Annotated in this window: 16 protein-coding genes, 1 pseudogene and 1 other annotated feature; of the genes and pseudogenes, 13 read left to right on the top strand and 4 right to left on the bottom strand. The window is 43.2% G+C overall.

Annotated elements, in window-relative coordinates; genetic code table 11:
* The first annotated feature begins 219 nt into the window (after positions 1-219).
* The 6 genes from BA70_RS11890 (at position 220) to BA70_RS11865 (ending at position 4,530) form a co-directional block, all read left to right on the top strand.
* Positions 220-639 (top strand): DUF948 domain-containing protein, encoded by a 420-nt coding sequence (locus BA70_RS11890; RefSeq protein WP_024424855.1) that lies wholly within the window; start codon positions 220-222, stop codon positions 637-639.
* Between the two features lie 26 nt (positions 640-665).
* Complete coding sequence (locus BA70_RS11885) at positions 666-1,136, top strand: YtxH domain-containing protein (protein WP_034322429.1); 471 nt, start codon at positions 666-668, stop codon at positions 1,134-1,136.
* 30 nt (positions 1,137-1,166) lie between these two features.
* Positions 1,167-1,490: a bacillithiol system redox-active protein YtxJ gene (gene ytxJ, locus BA70_RS11880; RefSeq protein WP_034322426.1), complete on the top strand. Its 324-nt coding sequence runs from the start codon at positions 1,167-1,169 to the stop codon at positions 1,488-1,490.
* 218 nt (positions 1,491-1,708) lie between these two features.
* Positions 1,709-2,785, top strand: coding sequence for a bifunctional 3-deoxy-7-phosphoheptulonate synthase/chorismate mutase (locus tag BA70_RS11875; RefSeq protein WP_034322634.1), 1,077 nt, complete (start codon positions 1,709-1,711; stop codon positions 2,783-2,785).
* Positions 2,786-3,239: 454 nt separating this feature from the next.
* The gene (gene ccpA, locus BA70_RS11870) at positions 3,240-4,244 is read left to right on the top strand and encodes a catabolite control protein A (RefSeq protein ID WP_034322424.1); all 1,005 of its coding nucleotides are present in this window, start codon (positions 3,240-3,242) and stop codon (positions 4,242-4,244) included.
* 64 nt (positions 4,245-4,308) lie between these two features.
* Positions 4,309-4,530 (top strand): hypothetical protein, encoded by a 222-nt coding sequence (locus BA70_RS11865; RefSeq protein WP_051691145.1) that lies wholly within the window; start codon positions 4,309-4,311, stop codon positions 4,528-4,530.
* A gap of 16 nt (positions 4,531-4,546) precedes the next feature.
* Here the strand turns inward: BA70_RS11865 and BA70_RS11860 are convergent, their stop codons facing one another.
* The 3 genes from BA70_RS11860 to BA70_RS11850 are packed head-to-tail and all read right to left on the bottom strand — an operon-like array spanning position 4,547 to position 7,030.
* Positions 4,547-5,719: an acetoin utilization protein AcuC gene (locus tag BA70_RS11860; protein WP_034322421.1), complete on the bottom strand. Its 1,173-nt coding sequence runs from the start codon at positions 5,717-5,719 to the stop codon at positions 4,547-4,549.
* Positions 5,716-6,357 (bottom strand): CBS and ACT domain-containing protein, encoded by a 642-nt coding sequence (locus BA70_RS11855; RefSeq protein ID WP_034322418.1) that lies wholly within the window; start codon positions 6,355-6,357, stop codon positions 5,716-5,718. Before BA70_RS11855 ends, BA70_RS11860 begins: the two co-directional genes overlap by 4 nt.
* Before the next feature lie 40 nt (positions 6,358-6,397).
* Entirely contained in the window at positions 6,398-7,030 is a 633-nt protein-coding gene (locus BA70_RS11850) for a GNAT family N-acetyltransferase (protein ID WP_034322415.1), read from the bottom strand.
* 155 nt (positions 7,031-7,185) lie between these two features.
* Here BA70_RS11850 and acsA point away from each other — a divergent pair, with 155 nt between their 5' ends.
* The 7 genes and pseudogenes from acsA to BA70_RS19990 all read left to right on the top strand — a co-directional run.
* Positions 7,186-8,910: an acetate--CoA ligase gene (acsA, locus tag BA70_RS11845; RefSeq protein ID WP_034322413.1), complete on the top strand. Its 1,725-nt coding sequence runs from the start codon at positions 7,186-7,188 to the stop codon at positions 8,908-8,910.
* A 59-nt stretch (positions 8,911-8,969) separates the two neighbouring features.
* Positions 8,970-9,207, top strand: a binding site (T-box leader).
* Between the two features lie 54 nt (positions 9,208-9,261).
* Entirely contained in the window at positions 9,262-10,530 is a 1,269-nt protein-coding gene (gene tyrS, locus BA70_RS11840) for a tyrosine--tRNA ligase (protein WP_034322410.1), read from the top strand.
* Positions 10,531-10,843: 313 nt separating this feature from the next.
* Positions 10,844-11,422: an esterase/lipase family protein gene (locus BA70_RS11835; protein WP_239646667.1), complete on the top strand. Its 579-nt coding sequence runs from the start codon at positions 10,844-10,846 to the stop codon at positions 11,420-11,422.
* A 98-nt stretch (positions 11,423-11,520) separates the two neighbouring features.
* A complete protein-coding gene (locus BA70_RS11830) occupies positions 11,521-11,748 on the top strand; it encodes a hypothetical protein (RefSeq protein ID WP_034322406.1) in 228 nt (75 codons plus the stop codon).
* 71 nt (positions 11,749-11,819) lie between these two features.
* Positions 11,820-12,383 (top strand): cysteine hydrolase family protein, encoded by a 564-nt coding sequence (locus tag BA70_RS11825; RefSeq protein WP_034322404.1) that lies wholly within the window; start codon positions 11,820-11,822, stop codon positions 12,381-12,383.
* Positions 12,384-12,672: 289 nt separating this feature from the next.
* Positions 12,673-13,203: a hypothetical protein gene (locus BA70_RS19995; RefSeq protein WP_051691144.1), complete on the top strand. Its 531-nt coding sequence runs from the start codon at positions 12,673-12,675 to the stop codon at positions 13,201-13,203.
* Positions 13,197-13,388 (top strand): annotated as a pseudogene (locus BA70_RS19990) (S4 domain-containing protein); the annotation flags it as partial. The gene BA70_RS19995 and the pseudogene BA70_RS19990, both read left to right, overlap by 7 nt.
* On the opposite strand, the gene BA70_RS20590 reads toward BA70_RS19990, so the two are convergent.
* Complete coding sequence (locus BA70_RS20590) at positions 13,362-14,141, bottom strand: hypothetical protein (RefSeq protein WP_239646665.1); 780 nt, start codon at positions 14,139-14,141, stop codon at positions 13,362-13,364. The pseudogene BA70_RS19990 and the gene BA70_RS20590 sit on opposite strands and share 27 nt — an antisense overlap.
* Between the last annotated feature and the right edge of the window lie 158 nt (positions 14,142-14,299).

Below are 14,299 nucleotides of genomic sequence, written 5' to 3'. Positions count from 1 at the left end.
GATCGTAAAAGTGCCGTTTTCAATCGGCACTTTTTTATGTTGAATAAAATGTGACAAAGGGGCTAAATGTGTCAAGAACTGCTGCTTTTTTTCATTCGCTGTGGACAGGAATTAGCCAATAAGTGTAGAATTATTAATCAATCGGTCATTCTAGCGATGTTTGAATGATACAACGAGAGGGTATTGAATTGAATATGCCCGCAACAAAGGAGGTATCAGATGATTATTATTCTATATCTAAGCGTTGCACTAATCGCAATTGCTTTCCTCATTCTTGTCATCTATTTGTCTAAAACATTAAAATCCTTACAGCTGACATTAAAGAATGTCGCATCAACTTTAGAAGGTCTTGAAGGACAGATGCAAGGTATCACCACAGAGACAGCACAGTTGCTACATAAGACGAATCAGCTTGCTGAAGATATTCAAGACAAATCGGCAAAACTCAACACAGTTGTGGATGCGGTGCAGGGAATTGGAGGCTCGATCAACCAATTTAATACAAGCATAAAGCAGGCAGCTGGAGCAGTTTCTTCTTCCGTTGAAAGAAACCAAGAAAAAGTCACGGATGTTGTAAGCTGGAGTAATGCAGCACTTGAAATTTATAAAAAATGGAAACAACGTAAACACCAAAAATAAACCATTTTCGCATAGGAGGAATAATCATGAGCAAAGACGGAATCAATAGCAAAGACTTTTTGATCGGAACACTTATTGGTGGCATAGTTGGTGCAACAACAGCATTATTCTTAGCACCGAAGTCAGGGAAAGAGCTTCGCGATGATTTGAACAACCAAGCGAATGCTTTAAAAGACAAAACAGATCGACTCACAACAGATGCAAAGGAAAAGGGCACTGAATATGTGACGATTGCGAAAGATAAGACGTCTGAATTGTCTCAGCTGGTGGCAGAGCAGTCAAACCAGATTTTAGACAAAGTGAAAGACATAAAAGAGCGTGCAGCTGGAAAAGCTAATCAAGTGAAAAGTGAAGTAGAAGATGCTGCAGCTGATCTTGCGAGCGAAGCTTCAGATGTAGCAGACGAAGCAAAAGTAAGAGCACAAGAAGCAAAATCAGAAATTGAAGACGGCATCAAAGATGTCAAAGAAAAAGTAGAACAATCTACTAAAGGCTAAATCGCTGCTTAAGTTAGGAAGGAGCACATCATGTCAAAGCAACTCATCGAAACAGAAGAACAGTTTGATCAACTAATGAATCAAGACGGAACCTTTGTCTTTTTTAAGCACAGTTTGACATGTCCAATCAGCCAAGCTGCTTTTCAAGAGTTTGAAGCATTTGCGTCTGCACATAAAGACGTGCCTACTTATTTCTTGCAAATTCAAAACACAAGAGAGCTTTCATCCTATGTGGCTGAAAAGTCGGAAGTAAAGCACGAAAGTCCCCAGGCATTCGTCTTTAGCGGTGGAAAAGTAAAATGGCATGCATCTCACTCAAGCATTACAAAAGAAGCGCTTGAACATAATATGTAGAAAAAGCGTCAGCAACTGCTGGCGTTTTTTTTTATAAAAAAAGGTTTACTCGAACCAAAAGTATGCTATAATCTTACACATAATACTTTATCACTTAAAAGCGTTTGGGTAATAAAGAATTTTTTCGTGACAATTCCGAAATCTTTGTTTATAATAAACCCTATCCTGAGAGAATGAAAAAATAAAAAGCGAGAGCAGGCAGAGGAAGGATGACAAAAATGAGCAACAATGAACTAGAACAATTGAGACAGCAAGCAGATGAACTAAATCTTCAAATCTTAAAACTGATCAATGAAAGAGGAAACATTGTAAAAGAAATTGGTAAGGCAAAAGAAGCGCAAGGTGTCAACCGTTATGATCCTGTCAGAGAGCGCACAATGCTAAACCAAATTCTTGAAGAAAATGATGGCCCATTTGAAAATTCAACGGTTCAACATATTTTCAAAGAAATTTTCAAAGCAGGTCTAGAGCTTCAAGAAGATGACCACAGCAAAGCACTTCTAGTTTCTCGTAAGAAAAAACCTGAAAATACAATCGTGAATATCAATGGAGAAGCAATCGGTGATGGAAAACAGCGTTTCATCGTTGGACCATGTGCCGTTGAAAGCTACGAGCAAGTAGCAGAAGTAGCAGCAGCAGCGAAACAGCAAGGGATTAAACTTCTTCGTGGTGGGGCATTTAAGCCTCGCACAAGTCCTTACGACTTCCAAGGACTTGGCGTAGACGGTCTAAAGATTCTAAAGCGTGTAGCTGATGAATACGGTCTTGCTGTCATTAGTGAAATCGTAAACCCTGCTCATATTGAAGAAGCGATCGAGCATATTGATGTGATTCAAATTGGTGCACGTAACATGCAAAACTTCGAGCTCTTAAAAGAAGCCGGATCTGTGAAGAAACCAGTTCTTTTAAAACGCGGTCTAGCAGCGACCATTTCCGAATTCATCAATGCAGCTGAATACATCATCGCACAAGGAAATGACCAAATCATCCTTTGCGAGCGCGGGATCCGCACATACGAAACAGCGACAAGAAACACATTAGATATCTCTGCTGTGCCAATCTTAAAACAAGAGACTCATTTACCAGTATTCGTTGATGTGACGCACTCAACTGGACGTAGAGATCTTCTTCTTCCAACAGCTAAAGCAGCTCTTGCCATTGGAGCGGACGGTGTTATGGCAGAAGTGCATCCAGACCCATCTGTTGCGTTATCTGATTCAGCGCAGCAAATGGACATTCCTCAATTCGAAAAATGGTTAGAGGCCTTAAGACCACTTGTAAACATTCACGCATAACACAATAGGCAGAAAAGCCGCCGGATAACAGCCCGGCGGCTTTTTTTATGGAAAAAACACAATAGAATTGGGAATGAAAGGTAGGGAACACATTGCAAGCTTAAAAGAGGCTTGTTCACAATGTTTTCATTTTTAAAATTCAACAGAATCTGCTAAGATCATTGTCATAACTGACGTTCACGATGACTTTTGATGAAATATGATTCAATTTACAGGTAACAAGCTCATTAAAGTTTGTTTAATTTAGTTATAAAAAGAAAGGGAACGTTTTCATATGAAGAAAAAACGTGTATAATTTCATAAAAGAATGTCATTTTGATGTAGATTGAAAAATTATGTGTCTCTTTTCATCGTTTTAATGACAAATAGGATATTATTTTTCCTCGTATCTGATATGTCTCTACCTAATTGGTGAATGCTATAGATATGAAGTGTATTTGAAGGAGTGATTTATGTGAATAATGTTACAATATATGATGTAGCAAGAGAAGCAAATGTAAGTATGGCAACGGTATCACGCGTGGTGAATGGAAATCCGAACGTAAAACCAACAACAAGAAAAAAGGTGCTTGAAGCGATTGATCGTCTTGGCTACCGTCCAAACGCAGTGGCACGAGGCCTTGCAAGTAAAAAAACAACGACGGTTGGGGTTATCATCCCTGATATTTCTAGTATCTTCTATTCAGAGCTTGCACGCGGGATTGAAGATATCGCTACGATGTACAAGTACAACATCATTTTGAGCAACTCAGATCAAAATACAGATAAAGAGCTGCACTTGTTAAATACGATGCTAGGCAAACAAGTGGATGGGATTGTCTTTATGGGCGGCAACATCACAGATGTACTTGTCGAAGAATTTAAGCGCTCTCCTGTACCAATTGTACTTGCAGCATCAGTTGAAGAGCAGGCACAAACACCATCTGTGAACATTAACTATGAGCAGGCCATTTATGATTCAGTCCAATTATTAATTGAAAAAGGCCATAAACGAATTGCGTTCGTATCTGGTCCAATGTCAGAACCAATTAACTCTGTGAGAAAGCTTGCTGGTTATAAGCGTGCACTAGAAGAAGCGGGCATTGCTTTTGATGATGTTCTCGTTGCTGAAGGTGATTACTCCTATGACTCAGGAATTGAAGCCCTTGCCAATCTGCTTGAGCAATCAGACAAGCCGACGGCTGTCATTGCAGCAACAGACGAGATGGCTCTAGGTGTCATTCACGGCGCACAGGACAGAGGTGTATCAATTCCTGAAGACTTAGAGGTCATTGGCTTTGATAACACAAGACTTTCCCTCATGGTACGTCCTCAGCTGACAACGGTTGTTCAGCCGACATATGATATTGGCGCTGTTGCTATGAGACTGCTGACAAAGCTAATGAACAAAGAACAAGTGGACGATCAAATTGTGGAACTGCCACACCGAATTGAAGAAAGACAATCAACAAAATCATAGGATAAAAAGAAAGCAGGCTCACGTCATCAGTGAATGCCTGCTTCCTTTATATGGAGGTGCTTTGTTGAAACCTTTTGTTGTTAGCTACACTTGTTTGATCATGATATCCTGTCTCACTTCATGTCAAAAGCCATTTAACGGAGAATATATTGAGTACGGTGAGGTATTGGGTGGTAGTGGCACAATCAAGTTGCTAGAGCAGCATGAGATCCCTTACCGAGTGAGAGAGGGAGTCCTTTATATTCCAGAAGATGCTGTTGAACAGGCCGTCTCATGTTGTTCATAAACAAAAAAGACCATCATCAGGTCTTTTTTTGTGCATTTTTCTTTTCTCTTCTAACAGGCATGAGTGCTTTTTCAACTGTTTGTGCATTTTTTTCTGTGATTTCTGCTTTTCTTGGGATCGGTGGATATAAATCGTCAGGGTCGAACCATGTGGATGGGAGGGTGACAGGCGATTGCTTATTCCATGCCCGAATCCAGTCCTGAGGAAGGTCAGCTGGCGGTGTGATGCCTTTCATCTCAAGCCAAATGCGGCTCCACGCTCTTGGGACAACGCGCCAAATATCATATCCACCTCCGCCAACAGCGATCCATTTGCCGTCACAATATTGATGCGCAAGCTCATGGGCAAGTCTAGGAATTTCCTCATATATTTTCATGGTGGCGGATAAATGGGTTAACGGATCATAGTAGTGTGCATCCGCCCCATTTTGCGTCAAAATCACGTCTGGTTTAAAAAAAGCAGCAATCTCAGTCACTGCTGTTCGGTATGCTTCGAGGAACGATTCGTCTTCTGTAAATGCATCGAGCGGAATATTATACGCATAGCCATAGCCTTTATCATGTCCTCTTTCCTGTACTTGTCCAGTTCCAGGGAACAAGTAGCGCCCCGTTTCATGAATGGAGACAGTACATACCTCTGGATCGTCATAGAAGCTAAACTGTACACCATCTCCGTGATGAGCATCCGTATCAATATATAAAATCCTTGCGCCATATGTCTTTTGAATATATTGAATGGCTACAGAGCTGTCATTATAAATACAAAAGCCAGATGCACGTCCTTTAAATCCGTGGTGAAGCCCGCCGCCAAGGTTGAGTGCATGCTGCGAATGGCCCATCATCACTTGATCAACCGCTGTTAATGTTCCGCCAACAAGAAGAGAAGCCGCCTCATGCATCCCTGCAAACATCGGTGTATCCTCAGTGCCAAGGCCATAACGTTCACCTTCTGCTGTAGACAGCTTTCCTTCACTTGCCCGCTGCACAGCTTGAATATAATCTATCGTATGGACGAGCTTTAATTCCTCCAGCGTAGCCATACGCGGTGCGACGATCTCATCATCCGTTAACGCCTTCATTTTTTGAAGAAGATCATATGTTAAGTAGACACGAAGCTGATTGAAGGGATGATCTTGATGAAACTGGTACGTTTGAAAAGATGGTGAAAAAACAAAGGTCGCTTCCTTCATTTAACCGTCTGCTCCATAGGCCAGATCACCTTGTAGCCTTTTGCACGAATCAGCTTCGTCACATGATCTGCATGAATGGTTTGAAGGCGGAATACGAGCACCTTAGAGGCTTCATTTGCATGCGGGTACACAAGCACACTCAGCATTTGAATATGCTGCTCCTTTAAAATAGCCGTAATGTCTGCAAGCCCTTCTGTCATCTGCTCCACTTCAACCTCTAAGTGTGACCCAGGCTGATCTGCACCTGTCAGTCTGACAAACGTACGAAGTAAATCTGTCTTCGTGATAATGCCTACAAGCTTACCGCGTCTCACTATTGGAAGGCAGCCAATTCCATGCTCAAAAAAGACACTTGAAATCTCCTCAACGAAATCAAGCGGATGGGCGGTAATCGTCTCTAACACCATGATCTCTTCTACTGGCCGCTGAATAAAAAGCTGCCTTTTTTCTGTTTCGAAAATACTTGGACTGGCATTTTTAATATCCCGATCTGTCACCATCCCAATGACAGAATCTTGATCAGATACGATGGGAATATGCCGAATGTGATGTGCACTCATTTTATGAATGGCTTCTTCGATCGTATCGGTTTTTCGCAGCGTGATCACATCACGCTCCATAATTTGTTCAATCATCATTGTTTACCAATCCCCTTTGCCAAAAAAAACGAATTGAACGTTAATACATAAAGCGTTGATGGAAACGAAGGCGATCAAAACGCTCGATCGAATCAGGACTCACGTTTTTTCCGATTCTCGCCATTAAACAATTGGCTGGATGTGAGCTGATCTCAGGCTCGTCTGTTGCAAACCAAACAAGACCACCTGCGTTCATCATTTTCTCCATCATTTTGCGGTACTCCCAAACGTTTTTCTTTGTCCCCTTTAAATCCCAATGCCAGTAATATTCAGTTGTAATAATGATGTAGTTCTCCATTTGCTCATCCATCATGCTCACATCAAGTAAATGCTTGCCGAGCGAGCATCCTCTAAATGGAGGAGCGACTTCAATGGCGCCAAGCTCAATTAAATTGTCCATATTGCCTTCTGACCAGCGCTCAAGCGGATCAGGATACAAATACGTGACATAGCCTACGACAAGCTCATCCACTCTTGTAATGATAATACGCCCTTCTGGAAGATCTGCTATTTCAACAAGTGCTTGTTTCTGTTCCTCAGGCGTGCGAAATGCCGTTAGTCCTTCATGAAACGTATAGTTCGCAAGCTCTGACGCAGGTACCGGTCCTTCAATCAGGATAGAACCTGTTTCTCGTTCAATTGTTTTTGAATAATAAGTTTTAGGATGCTCCACGTATCCACCGCCTCAAATTCTAGTGAGTCGTCTCTATTTTAGCTTAAATCTTGCAAAAATTAAAACGGTTTCACAATAAGTTTTTTAAAAATTGAGAAAAAAAGTCATCTATACTATAATGGTCATTGTAAACGTATGCAAAGGGGGACTGTTTGATGAAAGTGGAAACGCTACCATCAGTAAAAGGGGACTATCATTTAAATGATTATGAGCAGGCATACAAAGAATTTTCATGGGAGGAAGCGAGAAAAAACTTCTCCTGGTATGAAACAGGAAAAATAAATGCAGCCTATGAAGCAATTGACAGACATGCGGACTCGTTTCGTAAGAACAAGGTGGCGCTTCATTACAAAGATTCACAGCGGGATGAAAAGTATACGTTCAGGGATATGAAAATCAACACAAACAAAGCGGGAAATCTATTCAGAGAAAAGGCGCATGTGCAAAAAGGGGATCGTGTCTTTATCTTTATGCCAAGATCACCTGAGCTCTATTTTCTTTTGCTTGGTGCTGTCAAAATTGGTGCGATCGTTGGCCCGTTATTTGAGGCATTTATGGAAGGTGCCGTCAAAGATCGTTTAGAAAATAGTGAGGCAAAAGTCATTGTGACGACGCCTGACCTGCTTGAGCGCATTCCATTTGCAGAGCTTCCAAAGCTTGAATCAGTCGTCATTGTCGGCGGAGAAAAGGAAGACATCGATGACGTGCGGACAATTCACTATAAAGAGGCATTTGAGGAGGCAGCAAAGGAACTTGACATTGAATGGATGGATGAAAAAGACGGCTTCCTGCTCCATTACACGTCAGGGTCAACTGGTACGCCAAAAGGTGTGCTGCACGTCCATGGCGCGATGGTGCAGCAAGATCAGACCGGTAAATGGGTGCTTGACCTGAAAGAAGACGACGTCTACTGGTGCACAGCTGATCCAGGCTGGGTAACAGGGACAGTGTACGGTATTTTTTCACCGTGGTTAAATGGGGCGACGAATGTCATTTTAGGCGGTCGGTTTAATCCTGATACGTGGTATGAAACCATTGAATCACTAGGAGTGTCCGTTTGGTACAGTGCGCCGACAGCCTTCAGAATGCTGATGGGGGCAGGGGACGACCTCATTCAAAAATATGACCTCAGCTCGCTCCGTCATGTCTTAAGTGTAGGAGAGCCTCTCAATCCTGAAGTGATCCGCTGGGGAGACGCTGTATTTGGCAAACGAATTCACGACACTTGGTGGATGACGGAAACTGGTGCACAGCTGATTTGTAATTATCCATGCATGGACATCAAACCAGGCTCGATGGGGAAACCAATTCCAGGCGTAGAAGCCGCGATTGTGGATAATGCGGGAAATGAACTTCCGCCATACCGGATGGGCAACCTTGCCATCAAAAAAGGCTGGCCGTCCATGATGCATACGATCTGGAACAATCCTGAAAAATATGAATCTTACTTTATGCCGGGAGATTGGTATGTTTCAGGAGATTCAGCATATATGGACGAAGACGGATACTTTTGGTTCCAGGGACGTGTCGATGATGTCATCATGACGTCAGGAGAGCGGGTCGGTCCATTTGAGGTGGAAAGTAAACTGGTAGAACATCCGGCTATTGCAGAGGCTGGTGTTATTGGAAAGCCAGATCCGGTGCGTGGTGAAATTATTAAAGCATTCATTGCTCTCAGGAGCGGATACGAGCCGACGGATGAACTGAAAGAAGAGATTCGTACGTTTGTGAAAAAAGGACTTGCTGCACATGCGGCACCAAGAGAAATCGAGTTTAAAGACAAACTGCCAAAAACGCGAAGTGGAAAAATTATGAGACGTGTGCTAAAGGCGTGGGAGCTGAATTTACCGGCTGGCGACCTTTCGACAATGGAAGATTAATTTTTTCCGTCAGTTGACTTGATATCAAAAGTATGTTAAAAATGACATTAGTTGAATATGAAAAGGTTTTGACTGAGATTCAGTAGAATGATCTTTCCCTGTCCAAGAGAGCTGACGGCTGGTGCGAGTCAGTACAAAGAGATATTCGAATTACCCTCACGAACCGCTTTTACGAAAAGGAGCATGAAGGCTGCCTGATTAGTGAAAGAACGGATCTGTCCGTTATCAGTGTAAGTGAAAAGACGTAATATTTTGTCTTTTAAGCAGGGTGGTACCGCGATATATATCGTCCCTTCGTTCATTCGAAGGGGCGTTTTTATGTTGAATTGTAAAAAAAAGGAGATTTCGGATATGAGTCAATTGATGGAAGATTTATCGTTCAGAGGATTAATTCAGCAGCAAACAGATGAAGAAGGTTTAACAAAATTATTAGCAGAAGAAAAAATCAAGCTATACTCCGGCTTCGATCCAACAGCTGACAGCTTGCACATTGGTCATTTATTGCCGATTTTAACATTACGCAGATTCCAAGAAGCAGGCCATCACCCAATTGCACTTGTTGGCGGCGCGACTGGACTAATCGGAGACCCAAGCTTCAAAAAAGCAGAACGTTCTCTAAACCCAGCAGAAATCGTGGAACAGTGGTCAGAGAAAATCAAAGGCCAGCTGTCTCAGTTTCTTGATTTTGAAGAAGGCGAAAACCCTGCCGTCATCGTGAATAACTACGACTGGATCAGCCAAATGAATGTCATCACGTTCCTTCGTGATATTGGAAAGAACTTCGGTGTGAACTTCATGCTGGCAAAAGATATCGTCAGCTCACGTATCGAAACAGGGATTTCGTACACAGAATTCAGCTACGTCATTCTGCAATCTTTAGACTTCTTAAACCTTTACAGAAATGAAAACTGTAAGCTGCAAATCGGCGGAAGCGATCAGTGGGGAAATATCACGTCTGGACTTGAGTTGATCCGTAAGTCTGAAGCAGAAGGCGCAAAAGCATTCGGTCTCACGATGCCGCTTGTCACAAAAGCAGACGGCACGAAGTTTGGTAAAACAGAAGGCGGCGCAATCTGGTTAGATAAAGAAAAAACGTCCCCATATGAATTCTACCAATTCTGGATTAACACAGATGACCGTGACGTCGTTGAATACTTAAAATACTTTACGTTCTTATCAAAAGAAGAGATTGCATCTTACGAAGAAAAAGTACAAACAGCACCTGAAAAACGTGAAGCACAGCGCCGTTTAGCAGAGGAAGTTACAACGCTTGTACATGGCCGTAAATCACTAGAACAGGCTGTGAACATATCAAATGCGCTATTCAAGGGCGAGATCAAATCACTTTCAGCTGAAGAAGTCAAAGTAGGCTTTAAGGATGTTCCATCAATGGAGAAAAGCAGCACAGAAGAATTAACACTTGTCGATGTACTTGTTGAATCAAAGCTGTCTCCATCAAAGCGTCAAGCGCGTGAAGATATTACAAATGGTGCAGTCTACATCAACGGAGAGAGACAAACCGATAAAGATTATATCCTTTCAGCTGAAGACCGAATTGAAAACCAATTTACGGTTTTAAGAAGAGGGAAAAAGAAATACTTCCTTGTGAATTACAAGTAAGAATGATGTGCAGCCGGCTGCGAGAACCGGCTGCATTTTTTATGGCAGGAGGCAATGCACTAATATGTCTAACAGACTGCTAGATAGGATTGTGCCTAGTCTTTTGGCATAGGCTGGTGCAAAAGTCAAAGGTGCTTTTTCATTATTTATTGATTGTAAAATGATTGGACAAACAGTGCCTTGTTCACTTTTATGTCATATTTTTCTTGTTTAAAATAGAGTCGAACAAGATAAATAAGGGGGAATGAAAGTGAAGCTTTTCATAAAAAGAAGTTTACAGATTCTTGTTGCATTTGCATTGGTGGTTGGTTCAATGGTTTTCATCCAGCCGAAAGAGGTCAAGGCGGCTGAGCATAATCCGGTCGTGATGGTACATGGAATGGGCGGTGCCTCTTATAACTTTGCGGCGATCAAAAGATACTTGGTGTCGCAAGGCTGGGATCGAAACCAATTATATGCAATTGATTTCATAGACAAAACAGGCAATAACCTCAATAATGGACCGCGTCTATCTAGATATGTCAAAGATGTGCTAGCTAAAACGGGTGCCAAAAAAGTAGATATTGTGGCGCATAGTATGGGCGGAGCCAACACGTTATACTTTATTAAGAACCTAGACGGCGGAGATAAAATTGAAAATGTCGTCACACTAGGTGGAGCGAACGGACTCGTTTCACTCAGAGCATTACCAGGCACCGATCCAAATCAAAAAATTCTTTACACATCTGTCTATAGCTCAGCCGATCTCATCGTCGTCAACAGTCTCTCTCGCTTAATAGGCGCAAGAAATGTCCTCATCCACGGAGTTGGACATATCGGTCTATTAGCCTCAAGCCAAGTCAATGGCTATATTAAAGAAGGGCTAAACGGCGGAGGACAGAATACGAATTAAAGGAAAAATGAAAAAAGACAGCGACTTGTGCTGTCTTTTTTGATGTTATTAGAGAGAGTGTGACGAATAGATCATGAGAGAGGTTTTGAGGGAGGAACGTGAAAGCAAAAACGCAAAAGCTCAAGCTATATCTCTTAGGCTATTTTCTCTATTTTCCGTGCTCATTTCTCATCATCTATTTCATCTGGATGAATATCGTCAAATCAGTTCAAATGGGAGAGGTGATGTCTAACTGTACCTCGATCATCGGTATCTATTACATTTTTGCTAGTGTATGGTTTGTCTTGTTGATGCAAAAACAAGCAAAACATCATGAAGAGAAATAAAAGCATGTACAAATCGATCACCATTCCTTACACTACATGTAGTGGATAAGAATTTTCGGAGGTGGGCGTTTGTGCAGAAGAATCAAAAGGCTTTAATCATTGTGGATGTCCAGAAGGCGTTCGAGCATGAAAAATGGGGAGAACGAAATAACCTTGATGCAGAGAAGAATATCAGTCGTCTATTGACGTTTTGGAGAGAGAAAGGCTGGACAGTGATTCATATCCAGCATACATCTGAACAGCCACACTCCTTATTTCATCCTACGCACGAAGGTCATCAAATCAAAGACATGGTAAAGCCGCTAGATAAAGAAACTGTGATAAAAAAGAAAGTAAATAGCAGCTTTATTGGCACCAATTTAGAGGAACATTTAAGATCGAACCGTATTGAAACTGTCGTGATCACAGGTTTGACAACACCTCACTGCGTGTCAACGACAACAAGAATGAGCGGGAATCTAGGCTTTAACACGTATCTCATCTCAGACGCAACCGCTGCCTTTGGACTAACAGATCAAAACGATACATACTATGACCCGGGCACGATTCATCGTCTCTCACTCGCTACATTGCATGGTGAATTTGCTACTGTCATGACAACAGAGCAATTGATTAGTGATTTGATGGAAAAATAAAAGATCATACTTGAGAGAAACATGTAACCAAAAATCCTCTAGAATTCTAGGGGATTTTTTTATGATAGATTATATGGATTTGAACAGTTTATTGAGACTTGCTAGTTATCATGAAAAAATAGACAAATTTAGCGCAAAATTCAATCAAGTTTTCACAACCAAAAGGCTTTTGTCAGAGTCTAGCAAATTATGTTTGTTCTACGCTTATCTTTATTCTTTGGATATTTAACTTATTTGCACTTATTTATAGATGTAACATATGAATAATGATAAAGGAGATGAACAACTGATGGGTTGTGATAAGTATAAAAAGTGCCCTAAATGTAAACAGAAACTATCAAAATCAAACTGCTGCATCATTTGTGAAACAAAAGTAATTGTAGGACGACGGGGGTTACGGGGATTACGAGGGGTTCGAGGAGCCACAGGAGCGACCGGTGCAACAGGAGCCACAGGCACGGGCGCAGGAGCGACCGGTGCAACAGGAGCAACGGGAGCCACAGGAGCAACGGGAGCCGCAGGAGCGACCGGTCCAACAGGAGCAACGGGAGCAACAGGAGATACGGGAGCGACAGGGGCCACAGGAGCAACCGGAGCAACCGGTCCAACAGGAGATACGGGAGCAACAGGAGCAACAGGGGCCACAGGAGCAACCGGAGCAACCGGTCCAACAGGAGCAACAGGAGCGACTGGAGCGACTGGCCCAACGGGTGCAACAGGAGATACGGGAGCGACAGGGGCCACAGGAGCAACCGGAGCAACCGGTCCAACAGGAGCAACAGGAGCGACTGGCCTAACGGGAGCCACAGGAGCAAATTAACACTTGTCGATGTACTTGTTGAATCAAAGCTGTCTCCATCAAAGCGTCAAGCGCGTGAAGATATTACAAATGGTGCAGTCTACATCAACGGAGAGAGACAAACCGATAAAGATTATATCCTTTCAGCTGAAGACCGAATTGAAAACCAATTTACGGTTTTAAGAAGAGGGAACAACAGGAGATACGGGAGCAACAGGAGCCACAGGAGCAACAGGGGCTACAGGAGCAACCGGAGCAACCGGTCCAACAGGAGCAACAGGAGATACGGGAGCCACAGGTGCAACAGGAGCAACCGGAGCAACCGGAGCCACAGGAGATACGGGAGCGACAGGAGCCACAGGAGCGACAGGAGCGACCGGTCCAACAGGAGCAACAGGAGATACGGGAGCCACAGGTGCAACAGGAGCAACCGGAGCAACCGGTCCAACAGGAGATACGGGAGCAACAGGAGCAACAGGAGCGACATGAGCGACTGGTCCAACGGGTGCAACCGGACCAACGGGAGCCACAGGTGCAACAGGAGCAACCGGAGCAACCGGAGCCACAGGAGATACGGGAGCCACAGGAGCAACAGGAGCCACAGGAGCGACTGGTCCAACGGGTGCAACCGGAGCAACGGGAGCCACAGGTGCAACAGGAGCAACCGGAGCAACAGGAGCGACAGGAGCAACCGGTCCAACAGGTGCAACAGGAGATACGGGAGCAACAGGAGCAACAGGCGCGACAGGAGCGACCGGTCCAACAGGTGCAACAGGAGATACGGGAGCCACAGGTGCAACAGGAGCAACCGGAGCAACCGGAGCAACAGGAGCGACAGGAGCGACCGGTCCAACAGGTGCAACAGGAGATACGGGAGCGACCTGTCTAACTGTACCTCGATCATCGGTATCTATTACATTTTTGCTAGTGTATGGTTTGTCTTGTTGATGCAAAAACAAGCAAAACATCATGAAGAGAAATAAAAGCATGTACAAATCGATCACCATTCCTTACACTACATGTAGTGGATAAGAATTTTCGGAGGTGGGCGTTTGTGCAGAAGAATCAAAAGGCTTTAATCATTGTGGATGTATAGAAGGCCTTAGAGACTCAAAAA

Source organism: Bacillus zhangzhouensis, assembly GCF_000715205.1.
Classification (GTDB): domain Bacteria; phylum Bacillota; class Bacilli; order Bacillales; family Bacillaceae; genus Bacillus; species Bacillus zhangzhouensis.
The sequence above is the reverse complement of the archived record's forward strand: the minus strand, read 5'-3'. Positions and strand labels throughout refer to the sequence as shown.